This is a genomic window from Ruminiclostridium cellobioparum subsp. termitidis CT1112 (genome assembly GCF_000350485.1).
Lineage (GTDB): Bacteria > Bacillota > Clostridia > Acetivibrionales > DSM-1351 > Ruminiclostridium > Ruminiclostridium termitidis.
This window is the reverse complement of record NZ_AORV01000058.1, coordinates 85,944-102,949: the sequence shown is the minus strand read 5'-3', so window position 1 is coordinate 102,949 and position 17,006 is coordinate 85,944. Positions and strand designations below refer to the sequence as shown.

9 protein-coding genes, 1 pseudogene and 2 riboswitches are annotated in these 17,006 nt (G+C 43.3%); all 10 genes and pseudogenes read left to right on the top strand.

Annotated features, from left to right (window positions below; translation table 11 throughout):
- Positions 1-192: 192 nt before the first annotated feature.
- The 10 genes and pseudogenes from CTER_RS20410 (at position 193) to gcvPA (ending at position 17,005) form a co-directional block, all read left to right on the top strand.
- Positions 193-1,536, top strand: a complete 1,344-nt coding sequence (locus CTER_RS20410) for an ABC transporter substrate-binding protein (RefSeq protein ID WP_004628879.1) — start codon at positions 193-195, stop codon at positions 1,534-1,536.
- An 88-nt stretch (positions 1,537-1,624) separates the two neighbouring features.
- Positions 1,625-2,497 carry a carbohydrate ABC transporter permease gene (locus CTER_RS20405; protein ID WP_004628764.1) on the top strand — a complete coding sequence of 291 codons (873 nt, stop codon included), beginning with the start codon at positions 1,625-1,627 and terminating at the stop codon, positions 2,495-2,497.
- 23 nt (positions 2,498-2,520) lie between these two features.
- Complete coding sequence (locus CTER_RS20400; protein WP_242835036.1) at positions 2,521-3,342, top strand: carbohydrate ABC transporter permease; 822 nt, start codon at positions 2,521-2,523, stop codon at positions 3,340-3,342.
- Positions 3,343-3,376: 34 nt separating this feature from the next.
- Entirely contained in the window at positions 3,377-5,641 is a 2,265-nt protein-coding gene (locus CTER_RS20395) for a glycoside hydrolase family 65 protein (RefSeq protein ID WP_004628808.1), read from the top strand.
- 16 nt (positions 5,642-5,657) lie between these two features.
- Positions 5,658-6,353: a beta-phosphoglucomutase gene (gene pgmB / locus CTER_RS20390; protein WP_004628884.1), complete on the top strand. Its 696-nt coding sequence runs from the start codon at positions 5,658-5,660 to the stop codon at positions 6,351-6,353.
- A complete protein-coding gene (locus CTER_RS20385) occupies positions 6,346-7,458 on the top strand; it encodes a DUF4432 family protein (protein ID WP_004628798.1) in 1,113 nt (370 codons plus the stop codon). Before pgmB ends, CTER_RS20385 begins: the two co-directional genes overlap by 8 nt.
- A 186-nt stretch (positions 7,459-7,644) precedes the next feature.
- Positions 7,645-13,611 (top strand): InlB B-repeat-containing protein, encoded by a 5,967-nt coding sequence (locus tag CTER_RS20380; protein ID WP_004628742.1) that lies wholly within the window; start codon positions 7,645-7,647, stop codon positions 13,609-13,611.
- A gap of 284 nt (positions 13,612-13,895) precedes the next feature.
- Positions 13,896-13,994: riboswitch (glycine riboswitch) on the top strand.
- A riboswitch (glycine riboswitch) is annotated at positions 13,995-14,087 on the top strand.
- 127 nt (positions 14,088-14,214) lie between these two features.
- Positions 14,215-15,261 (top strand): glycine cleavage system aminomethyltransferase GcvT, encoded by a 1,047-nt coding sequence (gene gcvT, locus CTER_RS20375; RefSeq protein ID WP_242835034.1) that lies wholly within the window; start codon positions 14,215-14,217, stop codon positions 15,259-15,261.
- A 19-nt stretch (positions 15,262-15,280) separates the two neighbouring features.
- Positions 15,281-15,670: a glycine cleavage system protein GcvH gene (gcvH, locus tag CTER_RS20370; RefSeq protein WP_004628783.1), complete on the top strand. Its 390-nt coding sequence runs from the start codon at positions 15,281-15,283 to the stop codon at positions 15,668-15,670.
- A pseudogene (gene gcvPA, locus CTER_RS20365) lies at positions 15,667-17,005 on the top strand (aminomethyl-transferring glycine dehydrogenase subunit GcvPA). The gene gcvH and the pseudogene gcvPA overlap by 4 nt, the downstream one beginning before the upstream one ends.
- The last annotated feature ends 1 nt before the right edge of the window (position 17,006 follow it).

Below are 17,006 nucleotides of genomic sequence, written 5' to 3'. Positions count from 1 at the left end.
AAAAAATCATACAATAGTAAAGATATTACAATTAATTTGGAATTTGACTGTTAATCTTCCTGCATAGAGGAATTTAATTAGAAATATTACAAAAACAAGTACAAATAATAAATTAACTTATTTGGCCCGGCATCTTATAATGTAATCGTAGCGCTACTAGTGAATGATTTGAACATACAAGGAGGAATTGAGATGAAAAAACCTGTAGCTTTATTATTAGCTTCATTAATGGTTGCTTCTTTAGCTGCATGCGGTACAAATACAGCTTCCGAGAGCACAACATCCGCCGCAGTATCAACCAGTACACAAACCAGTGCACAGACCGGTGCAGAGGCAAAGAGCCCGGTTACAATAAAATATCCTACATACAGGGTAGGTACTCATTACTCTGCTGCTTTCGAGAAGGAGCAGATCGCAAAGTTTAATGAAAAGTTCGGTAATGAAGTAAAAGTCCAGGTAGAAGAGATTCCAAGCGATACGGCATATAACGACAAGATGAAAATTTTAGCTGCTTCAGGGGATCTTCCCGATGTTGTCATGGGGAAAAACGGAATAAATGAAATATTGATAAAAGGCAATCTGGCAACACCTTTTAATGAATACCTGGATAAGGATTCAGAATGGAAAGCTGATATCGGCGATGAAGCAATTGCCGCAAATACACGTGACGGAAAAGTATGGTCCATCAGTGATCAAAAACAGGTTATAGGGTATTTCTATAATAAGGAGATGTTTGAAAAGGCAGGCATAAAACCTGCTGAAACCTGGGATGAGTTTTTGGCCAACTGCGATAAATTAAAGTCGGCAGGTTTTACCCCTCTGGCTTTGATGACAGGTGAAAATGCATGGACCACCAACCTTATGCTTTCCTCAATTGTAGGTACAAGCGGAGAAGCCGGAAATAAATTTATGAATACTCTTCATCCTGCAAGTTTTGAAACTCCTGAAATGATCGAAGGATTGAAGAAAATACAGATAATGCTGAAGAAGTACACAACAAAGGATGCCATAGGAGCAGTATATGCAAATGCGGCAAATAATTTCGAACAGGGAAAAGCAGCTATTATTGCCAACGGTCCCTGGATGATCGGTGATTTCAGTGACAAGAGCAAGTCTCCGGAGGGTTTTGACAAGAAGGTGGGTGTTGCCGCATACCCTGGAAGCGGAGCATTTTTGTCCTATGAAGTCGGGTACATGATTGGCTCGGATGCTCAAGATAAAAAAGATGCCGCAGCTAAATTCATCAAGTACAAGACCAGTGCCGAAGGGCAATCCATAGCACTGGAACTCGGTAACGTGTTACCTGTTTCAGACAAGGTACAGCCTTCGGAAGAATTCAAACAAAAATATCCGGTATTTGTAGAGACCATTGATGTAGGAAATAGTGCAAAAGTGAAGTACCAGTACTTTGACACTATAGTATTCCCAAATGTAACTGATACCTGGAAGAACTTATATCCGGAATTGGCTTTCGATAAGCTGACTGCCGAACAGTTTGCCAAGAAGCTTACTGAGGTGGCTGCAAAGAACAAATAACTTAAATGAATGCTGAATATTTAATAGAAGTTGTAATGCATTCTCCTCGGAAGGTTCCGGGGAGAATTGCATTTAAGGAGATGATGAAATGGCGAAAAATAAAGGATACATAGCTTTATTCCTGATTCCGACAATTATACTGTTTGTAGTAGTTTATGCAGTTTCAATTGTTATACTTGCCGGTACTTCTTTTACAGAATGGGCCACCGGAACAAAACCTGTTTTCATCGGCTTAAGCAATTATATAAAAATGTTTACCGATGACTCGGATTTTACCCGGAGTTTGATTAATACTGTTATATGGATTATATTGCAGTCCACTGCTCATGTTTTTATTGGTGTATTGTTCGCCATTATTCTCAATATGAAGGAATTTTACTGGAAGTTTGCAAGAACGGTATTTATGATACCGAATATCATTTCGGGAGCTGCCGTGGGAATGCTGTTTTTATGCATATTAAATCCTGAGTTTGGCGCGATAAACAGTATTATCAGGTTATTTGGCTTTAAGGATTTTTCACAAAACTGGTTTATGGACTACAGGACATCCTTCTTTTCGGTAACCATGACCTGGCTGCCCTATGCCGCCGTAGTTACCATTCTGGTTCTGGCTGAAATAGCGGCAATTCCGGAGGGACTTTTCGAATCGGCCAGGATTGACGGTGCCAGTGAAATAAAAGTAAATTTGTATATTGTACTGCCGCTGCTCAGAAACATTATCGGAACCTGTGTAATTCTGTCGGGTACAAGTATGCTGCAAAAGCTGGATATTATCATGATGACCACAGGCGGAGGGCCTGGAAATCAGACAATGAATCTTCCAATGTATATCTATAAGACAGCTTTAATGGACAATAATTTCGGATACTCAAATACTGTTGGTACATTCCTTGTTGTATTTGGAATTGTATTGGTACTACTCTACAGGAGAATATTTAAAATAGGCAATTCTGATACATGAAAGGAGTGACTTGCTTGAAAGGAATGAAATTTCTTTTATCAATTTTAAAATACTTGTTTGTTTTAACTATAATAGTTCTGTCAATCGGACCGTTTATATGGGTGTTCATATCTTCGTTCAAAACCAATGCGGAGATTCTCAATTATTCCATTGGATGGCCGCAAAGCTTCAAAATATCAAATTATCTGATGGCTTTTAAAATAGCACCATTGACACAGTTTTACCTGAACAGTGTTATCGTAGGTATTTTCGGTACAATATTGAATCTGATTATTTTAGGGATGTCGGCCTATGTTATTGCAAGGTTTGACTTTAAAGGAAAAAAAGCCATAGTAGGTATCTGTTCATTATCTCTGCTGATACCTGGCGCCGCAATGCTGCAGCCATTGTATCTGACAGTGAATACATTGGGACTGTATGACAAACTGATTGGTTTGGTTATTGTTTATGCAGGGTTTGGACTTCCCGCGTCACTTTATATAATATCCAGCTATTTTCAGACAATACCAAAGGAAATGGAAGAATCGGCCAGCCTGGATGGGGCGGGTTTCATCAGGACCTTTGTCTCAATCATTCTTCCAATTGCAAAGCCCGGGTTTGGAACGGCAGCCGTATTGCAGTTTCTTTTATGCTGGAATGAATTCCAGTTTGCAATTACCCTCACAACAGGTAACAAAAGCCGGACACTTCCTCTGGCACTCTACTACTTTAAAAGCCAGTTTGCCAGTGACTATGGTGTAATGTTTGCAGCTACGGTTATTGTAATCATTCCAAGCATAATCGTTTATATGCTGCTTCAAAAGCAGGTTGTATCAGGACTGGCGGCAGGCGCCGTAAAAGGCTGAAAAACTTCATTATTTGAAAAAGGATTGAATTTTAATGAATACAGGGAAGCAATTGCTTGATATAGATGAATTATGGTGTATAAAAGAAGACAGGTTCAGCGGTGAAACCACCAAGCACTATGAAGGACTTTTTACCCAGGGCAACGGCTATATGCATGTCAGGGGGAGTTTTGAAGAAGGGCTTGAAGGAGCAGCCCAGGATGAAGAATACCTGCGGATGCCGGCAAATGTCACACTTGAAAAACCCAGGCATCCCGAATCCAAATGGGGCACCTTCATACCCGGTGTCGTTGGTAAACACCCGCTGCTTAAAGAAGAAATAATTAATCTTCCTTATTTTCTAAGTATGAATTTGGTTATTGCCGGCGAAAAGCTGGATATGAAACTCAGTAATGTCAAGGAATATAGAAGATGGCTGGATTTGAGAAACGGCTGCCTTTACAGGACCTTCATATGGGAAACAAAAGCCGGATTGAGTCTGAGGCTCACATATATGCGCTTCATCAGTATGTCCCATGAGCATCTGTGCCTGCAGCAGCTCGGTATTGAAGCACTGTCGGGACAGGGCGTTGTTGATATTGCCTGCGGAATAGATGCCGGCGTAAGGACCAACGGTTACAACCATTTCCGGGAGGTATTGACAGCAGAACCTGAGACCGGCTGTATTTCGGCAGAAACTCTTACCGATGGCGGGGACAGGATTTTAATGCTGTCCAGTGTAAAGGCCTCCCAAAATATTTTATGGAGCAGGCAGCAGAAGGATCAAAATGTTTTTTTCTGGGGATCAAAACTTTTGAAAGCCGGAGATTGTCTGGAGGTTCAGAAAGCAGTTTCAGTTGTTACCGGCAGGGACAATGAGGCCGGAGAGCTTTTGGAGAGAGGCCTTAAATATTTAAGGGCTTTCGGTGCTGAGGGCCGGGAAAAGCTCTATGAAAATCATGCGAAAGTCTGGACCGAAAAGTGGAAATACAGTGACATAAAAATTACCGGAGATTTTGAAGCGCAGCTGGCGCTGCGTACATCCATATATCACCTGATCCGGTCTAACTGTGAAAATGACCCCAGGGTTGCCATATGTGCCAAGGGATATGCAGGTGAAGCATATTTTGGCCGGTATTTCTGGGATACCGAAATAAACATGCTGCCATTTTTTATCCATTCAAATCCAAAGGCTGCCAGAAACCTGATAATGTTCAGGTACAACACGCTGGAGGGGGCTCGTAAAAATGCCGGGGCTTACGGCTACCAGGGGGCAAGATATGCCTGGGAGTCTTCGGTTTCAGGAGAGGAGCAATGCCCATGCTGGCAATATGCCGATCATGAGATACATATTACCGCAGACATTGTATACGCGTTGTGCCATTATGTAAATGGTACTGGGGATCTGGAATTTATATGGAATCATGGCATCGATATAATGGTTGAAACCGCCAGGTACTGGGTTGAGCGGGTGGATATCAATAAAAATGGCTATTATGAGCTTTTAGGCGTTATGGGGCCGGATGAATACCTGCCCATGACCAGGAACAATGCATTTACCAACCGGATGGTTAAGTTCAGCCTGGACAAAACAGTGGAATACCTGGAAGCCGTCAGGAAACAGGACGCAAATAAATACAGGGATATTGAAAAAAGGCTTGCTCTCACACCGGAGGATATGGCGCGGTTCAAGGATGTGGGAGAGAAATTGAAAATTCCTTTTGATGCAAACACCCTGATAATTCCCCAGTCGGACGATTTTCAGGATTATGCCGATCTGGATTTTGACACCATCTGGAAGGACAGGACAAGGCCTTTCGGACACTTTATATCCCAAGAGAGGAATTACCGTTCCAAGGCATTAAAACAAGCCGATGTCCTTCAATTGATAATGCTTTATCCCGGGGATTTCACACGGGAGCAGCTGTCTGCTTCCTATGACTACTATGAACCCATCACCACTCACGACTCATCGCTTTCGGCATCGGTTTACGGAATCACGGCAGCCTGGCTGGGAAGGCTGGAGGAGGCCGGAAAATTCCTTAAAAAAGTTATGGAAACCGACATGTCCATTGAAAAAAAGGGAGCTGCCGAAGGTATTCACATTGCAAACTGCGGAGGCCTGTGGCAGATGATTGTATATGGTTTTGCAGGCTTGAAGAGCGCCATGTGGTGCAGTGAAATACGCCTGGAGCCGCATCTTCCCGAAAAATGGGAAAAGCTTGAGTTTACTCTGGCATGGCATGGCAAATGGTATAAGGCTGCTATTACACAAGAAAAGTACGAGATTTTTGAAATGCAGGATCAACTTGAAGCATAAGAACTGGAGGTAACACATGAAGCCATTTAAAGCGGCCGTTTTTGACCTGGACGGCGTGGTTGTGGATACGGCAAGATTTCATTTTCTTGCCTGGCAAAGGCTGGCACAGGAATTGGGTTTTGAATTTACAGAAAAGGATAATGAGCGGCAGAAGGGCGTGAGCCGTATGGAATCTCTTGAGATACTCCTTGAAGTGGGTGGATGTACAAATTTATCCCCGGAGAAAAAAGAGGAACTTGCTGCTAAAAAGAATGAATGGTATAAGGAATATCTCTATGAAATGACCCCGGCGGATATACTGCCCGGGGCAAGGGATTTCATGGAGTATCTGAGACGCAGAGGCATAAGGACTGCCCTGGCATCGGCCAGCAAAAATGCCCCTATAATACTTGAAAAGCTTGACATAACAGAGCTCTTTGATGCTGTTGTGGACGGGAACAGTGTTTCAAAGGCAAAACCCGATCCCGAAGTGTTTTTGAAGGCGGCGGAAAAGCTGGGGATCGATCCGTCCGAATGCTTTGTATTTGAAGATGCACAGGCGGGGGTGGAAGGCGCAAAACGGGCCGGTATGAGAGTTGTAGGAATAGGAAAAAGAGACATCCTGCAAAAGGCCGAAATCGTTGTGAGCGGGTTTCCGGAAATAGAACCGGTAATCCTGTTAAGCTGCATTGAGCTGAAGGACACCTGTGCAATGGAGTATGGTCATGTGTAAGGAAAATATAATTCATTTTGGGGAATTGGCGGCAGGTGCCCGGAGAGAACTGCCACATGGCGGTTTTATGGAAAAGAGGATATTTAAAGACAGGTATGGCAGCAGTATCAATATCCTGCGTATATCCAACGGATTATTGACTTTTACGGCTATTTCCGAAAGGGGGATGGATATGGGAGAAATCTTCCTGGGTGAGGAAAAAATCACATGGGACAGGGGAGAGGAATATCTTCTTCATCCTGACAATGTAAATCTTTGCGAAAACGGGGGCTGGGAAAAGGGCTTTTACGCCGCTGTTGCGGCTCTGGGTCCTGAGATTTTCGGTACTCCCGACGAAGTCAGGACGGTACACGGGACAGGCTCCTATTCAAGGACAATATTGGAATCCATAAGTATTTCATGGGACAGGGAGCAGATTTGTCTGAAAGGTATTGTTCCCATAAAGGGTTACCGGGCAGAACCTGTCTATGAAAAAAATATCAAAATTTTCACAAGATACAACTCCTCCCTCTTGGTCCGAAAAGATTCAACAAGGAATTTAACCGGTGAAAGGCAGCCGCTGGATGACGGTTTTCATATCCAGCCGGCAGGAGGTTTTGTTTCAAAAGGAGGAAGGTATATTCTGCCTGTTGCCGTGGATAAAATGCTGCTCCGGGATTCGGCGCCGAAAGAGGAAAATCCTCTTGAGATATACGGCTTCAGTTTGCCTCTTGATCCCATAAGGTGCTATCAGTACGTGCCTGAACCGGTAAATTGCCTGAAAAAGGTCAAAGAGCTCAACGGTTATCTGGATTTGATTGAGGAAAGCGGCAAAATTACGGCTGAAATGATAGTAAATGCCCAAAAGGATAAAGCAGCTTTTGTTATAAGGCCGTTGGGAAGCTTTCCCAGATCGTTGATTGCCAAGAGAGCCGATGAGACTCCCATGTATGCTCTGGAACCATGCAGGACAAGGCCCAATTCCTTAAGGCAGAAAGCCATCGATGGTGAACTGGCATATCTGGAGCCATATGAACAAGCTGATTCGTGGATTATTATCGGTGCAGCCTCAAACATTTCATCAATTCTATTGCTGGAAGATCTGATCGAAGCGGCAGGCAGGTAGTGCATGGCAAGGAAAGCCGCTGATGGAATACAATTAAAACAAGTAAAAATAACACAAGAAAAGTAAGAACATTCTGATTTTGTTCTCTAAATATGAGTTATATAATTATGTTAACATTTATAAAAAGTCTGAAAAGGTACTTCTCAATACTCAGAATATAAAAAAATTTAAAAGAAGGAGAATATTATGAGGAAAAAAAGTTTAGTTATGGTATCATTGGCAATGATATTTTCATTATTGCTGACAAGCATTTCTTATGCCGAAGTGACTAACAACTATGTAAACCCGCTAATGGGCGGCGCTGATCCCACAATCGCAAGGGCCGCAGATGGTTATTATTATGCCTGTTTTTCCGGCGATAATAATATCACATTAAAGAGAAGTGAAACAATTCTCGGAATATCAACCGCAAAAAGTAAATTAGTTTGGAAAAAACCTGCTGATTTCGGGTATGTGTGGGGTCCATACATCTATAGACTGGATGGAAAATGGTATATTTATTTTGCTTCAGGTCCGGAGAATGATTTTGGATATGGACATCCGAGTTCCTACGTCCTGGAAAACTCAAATCCCGATCCTTTTGAAGGAACCTGGGTGCTCAAGGGAAAATCCGCCAATGCAGACGCAGACGGACAGGTTACCGAGAAGGAGGGACTTCTGAATACCGAAGGCTACGGTTTGGCCTGCGGCGTTATAACAATTAAGGGAGAAAGATATTTTACATATACAAAATACTACTATTTCCCTGACCCGAAAGATCCTGCAAAAACAAAATTTGATGAATGCCCGACCATTGTAAAAATGGAGAACCCCTGGACATTGACAGGGCCGGAATGTACATTGGCAAGGCCTCAGTTTGACTGGGAAAAGAAGAACGACAATATAAATGAGGGCTGTGCCGTAGTTGAAAAAGACGGTAAGATATACTTTGCCTATTCTGCAAGCAGTTTCATGAATGATAATTATTGTGTGGGCGTATCGGTAGCTGATGCAACATCTGATGTTATGGACCCTGATTCGTGGAAAAAATATGAACAGCCAATAATGAAAAGATCGGATGAAAACAGTTCTTACGGACCGGGATCACCTTTATTCCTTAAGTCCGAAGACGGTTCGGAGGATTGGATTATTTACCATGGAATACCGACACATGGACAGGGCGGCGGAAACAGAGGAATAAGGGCTCAGCTTATAAACTGGGATGAAAATGATTTCATAAATCCCGGAATTCCGTCAAATCCCGGGACTGTTCTCAACAGGCCTTCAGGAGAGGAAAAAAGCGAAATTTATGAAGCTGAAGATGCAAAGTTATCAGGAGTCACAAAAATATCCGGGCAAAGTGCATTTGCTTCGGGTGCAATATATGTAAAATACAATAACAGCAGCGACAATGACTATACAGAGTTTACGGTAAACACCAACTCGGAAGGAACCTACTCACTGGACTTCAGATACAATAATAATACGGCGAGTGCTGCTGACATGAAATTGGAAGTCAACCAGGACGCACCAGGTAATATTTCATTTGCGTCCAATGCAGGCTCCTATGCAAATTTCGACATTAAAAGAGTTGATAATGTTAAGCTTAGAGCCGGAAGCAACAAGATCCGTCTATCCGGTAACAGCGCCTTGGCTCTGGATGCCATGACTATAAAAAGAAGCTTATTGTATGAAGCAGAAGATGCCGAGAAGTCCGGGAATGCAAAAATGGATACTGACCATCCAGGATATAGCGGAACTGGTTTTGTAGGAGGCTTATGGATTTCAGAATCTTCGATTACCTATAATGTAAACGTAGCCAATGCTGGCAGCTATTCCATTAAGTCGCGCTACAGTTTAGGGTTTGGTGACAGCATAGACAGAACCTTGAGCATGTATGTCAATGGCAAAAAAGTCAAGCAAATAGTATTCTTTGATTTAAAAAGCTGGGACAGCTGGGCTGACCGTTATGACAATGTTTTCTTGAAAGAGGGAAACAATACAATAACATATAAATATGACGATGGCGACACCGGTAATGTAAATCTTGATTACATAACTGTTACTGAAGCAACTACCTGGCATTATGAGGCGGAAAGTGCAAGAACTACGGGATCGAAAGATGCTAAAATAGTTCAGGCAAATGACGGCAATACGGGATTCGGTTATGTAGAAGGGCTGTCAAAAGCAAATTCATCAGTGGAATATTCAGTAAATGTTGAGAATGCGGCGTCCTATGATATAAAGCTGAGATATGCAAACGAAACCGCAGGTAAAAACTTAGCGCTTTATTTGAATGGCGTAAAAGTTAAAGATATAACTCTTCAGGTTACCGGAGGACCTACTGCTTGGACTGAGCAGCTGGAGACTTTAAACCTGAAAGAGGGAAAGAACACTATTACTTATAAATGTGAAACTGATAATTCAGGTATTATAAGTGTTGACAATATTCATCTTAACAAACGTACTCCCTGGAAGTATCAGGCTGAAACAGCAACCCGTTCAGGCAACCTAAAAGTTGTACAGGATCACCTATGGTATGATGGTAACGGATTTGTAGGTGGTTTTGAGGACGAAGGAGATTCAATTCAGTTTGAAGTAAATGTACCCAATACTGCTTCATACACTTCAACCGTGAGATATTGCGGAGTACAGCAGTATAATATAACAATGAGCATGTATGTTAACGACGAGTTTATAAAACAGGTTATATTGCCTCCGACAGCAAACTGGGATTCCTGGAATGATGCAACAGAGTCAGTAAACTTGAAGGCCGGAAAAAATGTAATTGAATTCATACGTGAAGAGAATGATACCGGAAGATTTAATATCGACAGCCTCACAATAGACAAATTCAGCGGTGGATATATGAGTTCGATTGCTGATAAAATAATTCCCGAAAAGATGGTTAAAATTCAACCAAAGCACAGCCGAAAAGCCTTGGATGTTGACAGGGTTTCAAGTGATCCTGGAGCGGTGATAAACCAATGGGCAAATGGCGATGGAAATAATCAGTTATGGAGATTCATTGATCTCGGTACAGGCTATTACCAAATACAGTCGGTTCAAAGCGGTCGTCTAATCGACATTCTTGCCGGTTCACCCATAGAGCAAATCTGTCAAAATGCAAAACTTGAGGATGGTTCAATAACTGATACTAATCAGTGGAAATTGGAAAAAGACGGTGACTGCTATAAGCTTATTAACAAAAGTAATGGAAAAGTAATGACTGTAGAAGAATCTGTTAATAATGGTGCCAAGGTAATGGTTGCTGATGACCAGGGTAAAGATAATCAACGAATGAGAATTGAAATTCGTAACCTTGTTGACAGTGAATTCCGCGCGGTGACCGATATTACCAATGTTCCGGCGGCGGTGAAGGCCGGGGAGAAAGCAGTGCTTTTTGGTACTGTTTCACCCGATAGCGCAACACGCAAAAGTATTGCCTGGAGTGTGAAGGATGCCGGTACCACCGGAGCAACCATAGAAGGTAATATACTTACCGCAGCGAAATCAGGAACAGTTGTTGTAACCGCAGCCATCGAAGAAGGAAGTGAGGTCGGTGTTAATTATGCCAAGGACTTTACTATCACCGTAACCAATGACAATGCCGAAATCACTCCCGAGAGTGCCAACTATTATATTGCCACACCCGGTGATGTAAGTACTACTATCAAATGGAATAAAGCAAGCTCTGTAAAGGGAATAGTATACAACGGAAATCCTGTGACAGAACCGAATTTCTCTGTTGCCCCGGGAGCTGTTACCACGGAAGGCGCATTGACTATAAAGAGCGACTATCTGGCCGGTCTTGGACTTGCAGGCGGAAATAAGGCAGAATTTACAATCTCCTTTGATAAGGGAAATCCTGCAAAGTTTACTGTTAATTTCATTGAAGGCTCCGCACCGGCTAAAAACAGTATAACAGTCGAAACAGAGGGCCGCGGCACAGCAGCTGCCAATGTTACTTCAGCAATAAAGGATACAAAGGTTGTATTAACAGCCACACCTGAGGAGGGTTATATCTTCAAAGGATGGAAGGTCATCAGTCCCGCAGGCTTAAGCATTAACGGAAATACCTTCACCATGCCTGATGAGGCGGTGACTGTAAAGGCAGTATTCATCAGCAGGGATCAGCCGGTAATCAATCCGGAAAGTGCAGACTATGACCTTAGTGCTCCGGCAGATGTGGGCACTTACATCACATGGAACGGTGCAAGTTCTGTAACAGATGTGGTTTATGGCACTGAAAGTGTGACAGGTTCGGCTATTACTGTTACTTCTGAAGGTGCATTGACCATAAAGAGCGGCTATCTGGCCAATCTTGGACTTGAAAACGGTAAGACTGCTGAATTTAAAATCTTCTTTGATAAAGAGAACCCGGTTACGTTCAGCGTCTGCTTTGTTGACAGCTCGGTACAGGTCAGCCACAGTATTACAGTCCAGAACGGTGAACACGGTACGGCAAATGCCAGCGCAGCTTCAGCTGTTGCCGGTACCGAAATCACCCTGACAGCAATACCCGATGCCGGTTATCACTTAAAGGAGTGGCAGGTCATCAGCCCGGTAGGGTTGACCATTAACGGGAATAGTTTCACAATGCCGAATGTGGTAGTTACTATAAAACCAATATTTGAGGAAAACAATACAGCAAAATACAGCCTTACGGTAAAAGGCAGCTACGCGTCCGATTCGGGGGCGGGCAGCTATCCGGAAGGTGAAACTGTTACAATAAATGCAGGCAGTTATAGCAACTTCAGGTTTGGTGGCTGGAGTTCAAACGAGGGTGTGATATTTGGCAACGCAGGTAACGCCACTACTACATTTACAATGCCTGCCAGGAATGTGACTGTTACAGCTGAATGGACATACAATGGTGGCTCAACAGGCGGAGGAAACGGTTTACCTTCTGCATCAAGCGGCGGCTCGTCCTCGACGCCTGCACCAACAACGGTGCCTGCGCCTGTAGTATCAACGGAAAAGAATGGAACATCCGTGGTAGGCAAAACTACAACTGAAGCAAAGATTGATTCAAACGGAAATGCGGCTGCAGTTGTAACAAAAAGCCAGATTACCGAAGCTGTAACCAAGGCGGCAGCAGAAGCGGCTAAAAGTGCACCTGGAACAGCTGTGATAGTTGAAATAAAAGTAAATGCAAAAAGCGATGTGAAATCGGTTGAGACAAGTATACCTGTCGCAGCCATAAGAACGATCAATGATAACAAGATTGATGAACTGATTATTACAACACCGATTGCAGAGATTACATTGGATCAGAAGGCGCTCTCCGGCATTTCAAAGGAAACTGGGACTGATGTGAAAATTACAGTCAGCAAAGTAGATGCAGCTACACTATCAGGAAAAGTGAAAAAAACCGTTGGAGACATACCGGTATATGATTTAAGTGTAAAAATTGATAACAGAACCATATCAGAATTTGGTGGTAATGTACAAATAGAAATACCGTACACACTAAAACTGGGTGAAGATAAAAATGCTATTGTTATCTACGGCATCAATTCGGAAGGTAAAGCAGAAATAGTCAGTAATTGTGCGTATGATATTAAAGCTCAAAAGATTACCTTTAGTACCGACCACAGCTCTCAGTATGTCTTAGGTTATAACAAGGTGACATTTAAGGATGTTGCAGCAAATGCGTGGTACGGCAATGCGGTTACATTTTTGGCCGCAAGGGACATCACAACCGGAACAGGCGACGGCAACTTCGGTCCGGCAGATAAGCTGACACGCGGACAGTTCCTGGTAATGTTAATGAAAGCATACGGACAGAAACCTGATGAAAATCCCAGAGATAACTTCTCTGATGCAGGAAATACCTATTATACGGGTTATCTGGCAGCAGCAAAGAGACTTGGTATATCGGAAGGAGTGGGGGACAATAAGTATGCTCCGAACAAGGAAATAACCAGGCAGGAAATGGTCGCATTATTGTACAACGCGTTAAAGCTGATGGGTGAACAACCTGCTGGAAGTGAAGGGAAAGCGTTAAACGACTTTTCCGATGCAGGAAGCATCGCACCATGGGCAAGGGAGGCCATGACGGTGTTTGTAGAAGCAGGAATAGTGGGCGGCAGCGATAACATGCTTACACCAAAAGCGACTACAAACAGAGCGCAAATGGCACAGATTTTATATAATTTATTGTCAAAATAGTAAATGATAAATACTTAAATTTGTTGGTTTGACAGTAAAAAATAATTGGCAGTTGAAAAGCAGACAGTCTGAACTAATCCAGGCTGTCTGTTTTTTTCAGTTTTTAAATGAAATTCAGTGTTCAGAGTAGGATAAAATTTCAAATAAATTGCTTTATTAAGATTAGGATAATGATATAATGTATTATAGGAATTGATTGAAAAAAGCTTGATAATAAGTTTTGATATAAAATATTAGAATAAATATAGAATAAGTAGAGAATTTCAAAATATAATGAAGTATGGATGATGGAGGCAGGAGAGACCGTTTTCGGCACCGAAGAAGAAAATTGCAATAGGTCGTATTGCAGTGAACCTTTCAGGTAAAAGGACTGTTTTCGGACATATCTCTGAAAAGCCGGAGGAACCGGCACCGAAGGAGCAACGACCCGTATTGACGGGAAGGAATCTCTCAGGTTTGGAAACAGAGGAAGATGACATTTTTTGTTGTCTTCTTTTTTTATTACCAAAATTGGCCAATGCAAAAATCAAAATATTGAAAAGGGAGGGCATTGTTGTGAAAAGGACACCGCTTTATGCAGCACATGTAAAACTTGGCGGAAAGATGATTGATTTTGGAGGATGGGAGCTTCCGGTCCAGTATGAAGGAATTATCGAAGAACACCAAAAGGTAAGAAATGCAGCGGGTATTTTTGATGTATCCCATATGGGGGAAATACTGGTGAAAGGGCCCGATGCCGAGGGATTTCTCGAAGGTCTTGTAACCAACAGCATTTTAAAGACAAAGGAGAACCAGATAGTCTACTCACCCATGTGTTATCCCAATGGAGGTGTGGTTGATGATCTGCTTGTATATAAGTATTCCAGGGAATACTATCTGCTGGTGGTAAATGCATCAAATACCCTTAAGGATTTTGACTGGCTGACTGAAAACAAGGGGGGGCAGGTTGAAATAGACAATGTGTCGGAGAACTTTGTCCAGCTGGCAATTCAGGGGCCGAAAGCTGAAAGTATTCTGCAGTCGCTCACAGATACCGACCTCTCCGGAATAAGGTTCTTTCATTTCCTGCCCCAGACATTGGTGGGTGGTTTCAATGCAATAGTATCCAGGACCGGATACACGGGAGAGGACGGTTTTGAGGTATACCTGGAAGCCGGCAGCGGCGAGGCCCTGTGGAACAGGATTCTTGAGGCCGGGAAGGAGGAAGGCCTGGTTCCGGTGGGACTTGGTGCAAGGGATACCCTGAGGTTTGAAGCTGCGCTGCCCTTGTACGGGCAGGAAATATCCGGAGAAATTTCACCCCTTGAAGCAGGACTTGAGAGATTTGTTAATCTTGGGAAAGACGGTTTTATCGGAAAAGAAGCACTTCAGGAGCAAAGGGACAAAGGTCTCAAAAGAAAACTGGTGGGTTTTGAAATGGTGGACAGAGGAATCCCGAGAAGTCATTATGAGGTTAAGCTAAACGGAAAAACAGAGGGTTTCGTGACCACTGGAAGCTATTCTCCCACACTGAAAAGCAATATAGGGATGGCATTGATAAATTCCCAATATGCCATTGAGGGGAATGAAATCGACATTGAGATAAGAAAAAAATGCGCCAGGGCTAAAATAATAAGCCTGCCTTTTTATAGCAAAAAATATAAAAAATAATTTAACGGAGGTATTTTACATGTTTAAGGTCATTGAAGGGTTAAAGTATTCAAAGGAGCACGAATGGGTGAAAGTTGAAGGAGACAGGGCATATATGGGAATTACCGACTATGCCCAGAAATCCCTTGGAGAAATAGTATATGTGGAGCTGCCTGAAAAAGGTACGGTGCTGGCAGAGGGCGATACTCTGGGAGTTGTAGAGTCGGTAAAGGCAGCTTCCGATATCTACACGCCCGTTTCAGGAACAGTGGCCGATATCAATGAAGAACTTCTGGACAGTCCGGGCAATGTAAATAACAGTCCCTACGAAAGCTGGATTGCTGTTATAGAACTCGGGAATGTAAATGAGCTTGATACTTTGATGGGGGCAGGGGAATATGAAAAATTCTGTGAAGAGGAGGAAGACTGATGCGTTATATACCCAATACTGCGGGGCAAAGGGCGGAAATGCTGGAGGATATAGGTATTGGTTCGGTAGAAGAGCTTTTTTCGGGCATTCCCCACAGTCTGAGGCTGAACAGAAGCCTCCGGCTGCCCGATGCGCTTTCGGAAATTGAACTTATGGCCCATATGAGGGAGCTGGCGGGGGAAAATGCAGATACCGATGGATATACCTGCTTCCTGGGAGCAGGAGCCTATGATCATTATATACCCAGCGTGGTCAGGCATCTGACTTCAAGACAGGAATTTTACACCGTCTATACCCCATATCAGCCTGAAATCAGCCAGGGCACTCTGCAGGCAATATTTGAGTATCAGACAATGATAAAGGAACTCACGGGAATGGAGGTGGCCAATGCCTCCATGTACGACGGAGCCACAGCTGCAGCAGAGGCAGCGGCAATGGCTTGCGGAGCCACAAAAAGGAATAGCATCCTGACGGCATATTCGGTGCAGCCTGAAACCAGAGAGGTTTTGAAAACATATTCAAGGTTTAGAGGAACAGCCCTGAATGTTTTTGGGTACAAGGACGGCAGGATCGACAGGGATGACCTGGAGGCCAAACTTACCGGGGATACTGCGGCAGTGATAATTCAAACTCCCAATTTTTTCGGCATAGTGGAGGATTATGCCGGCCTGGCCGAGCTGCTGCATAAGAGAGGAACACTTCTCATAGTCATATGTGATCCTATATCACTGGCCCTCTTCAAAGCTCCCGGAGAATTGGGGGCCGATATTGCCGTTGGTGACGGGCAATGTCTTGGGAATGCAATGAATTTCGGAGGACCTTCCCTTGGTTTTTTTGTCAACTACGGCAAAGCTGATGAGAAAAATGCCAGGCAGAATAGTGGGAGAAACCACCGATAAAAACGGCAAAAGGGGATTTGTACTGACGCTTCAGACCAGAGAGCAGCATATCAGAAGGGAAAAGGCTACATCAAATATCTGCTCAAATCAGGCCTTGAATGCTCTTAATGCAACAATATACCTGTCGGTAATGGGGAAGGAAGGGCTTAAAAAGGTGGCACTGCTCTGTGCCGGAAAAGCGGCCTATGCCCGCAAAAAGCTCATGGAGACGGGGTGCTTCAAGCCTGTTTTCAACGCTCCGGTTTTTAAGGAGTTTATTCTGGAGTACAAGGGAAATGTAGGCGGGTTAAATGAAAAGCTCATGAAGGAGAAAATAATAGGCGGCCTGGAAGCCGGCTTATTCTATAAGGAACTTGAAAATACCTGGCTTGTGGCTGTAACCGAAAAGAGGTCCAGGAAAGAAATAGACATTCTGGCAGGAAAGGTGGGTTTATAGT

Bases quoted from the DNA above. Each gene is read 5' to 3' on its own strand.
- CTER_RS20410 (WP_004628879.1), top strand. From the start codon at position 193: ATGAAAAAACCTGTAGCTTTATTATTAGCTTCATTAATGGTTGCTTCT.
- CTER_RS20405 (WP_004628764.1), top strand. From the start codon at position 1,625: ATGGCGAAAAATAAAGGATACATAGCTTTATTCCTGATTCCGACAATT.
- CTER_RS20400 (WP_242835036.1), top strand. From the start codon at position 2,521: ATGAAATTTCTTTTATCAATTTTAAAATACTTGTTTGTTTTAACTATA.
- CTER_RS20395 (WP_004628808.1), top strand. From the start codon at position 3,377: ATGAATACAGGGAAGCAATTGCTTGATATAGATGAATTATGGTGTATA.
- pgmB (WP_004628884.1), top strand. From the start codon at position 5,658: ATGAAGCCATTTAAAGCGGCCGTTTTTGACCTGGACGGCGTGGTTGTG.
- CTER_RS20385 (WP_004628798.1), top strand. From the start codon at position 6,346: ATGTGTAAGGAAAATATAATTCATTTTGGGGAATTGGCGGCAGGTGCC.
- CTER_RS20380 (WP_004628742.1), top strand. From the start codon at position 7,645: ATGAGGAAAAAAAGTTTAGTTATGGTATCATTGGCAATGATATTTTCA.
- gcvT (WP_242835034.1), top strand. From the start codon at position 14,215: ATGATTGATTTTGGAGGATGGGAGCTTCCGGTCCAGTATGAAGGAATT.
- gcvH (WP_004628783.1), top strand. From the start codon at position 15,281: ATGTTTAAGGTCATTGAAGGGTTAAAGTATTCAAAGGAGCACGAATGG.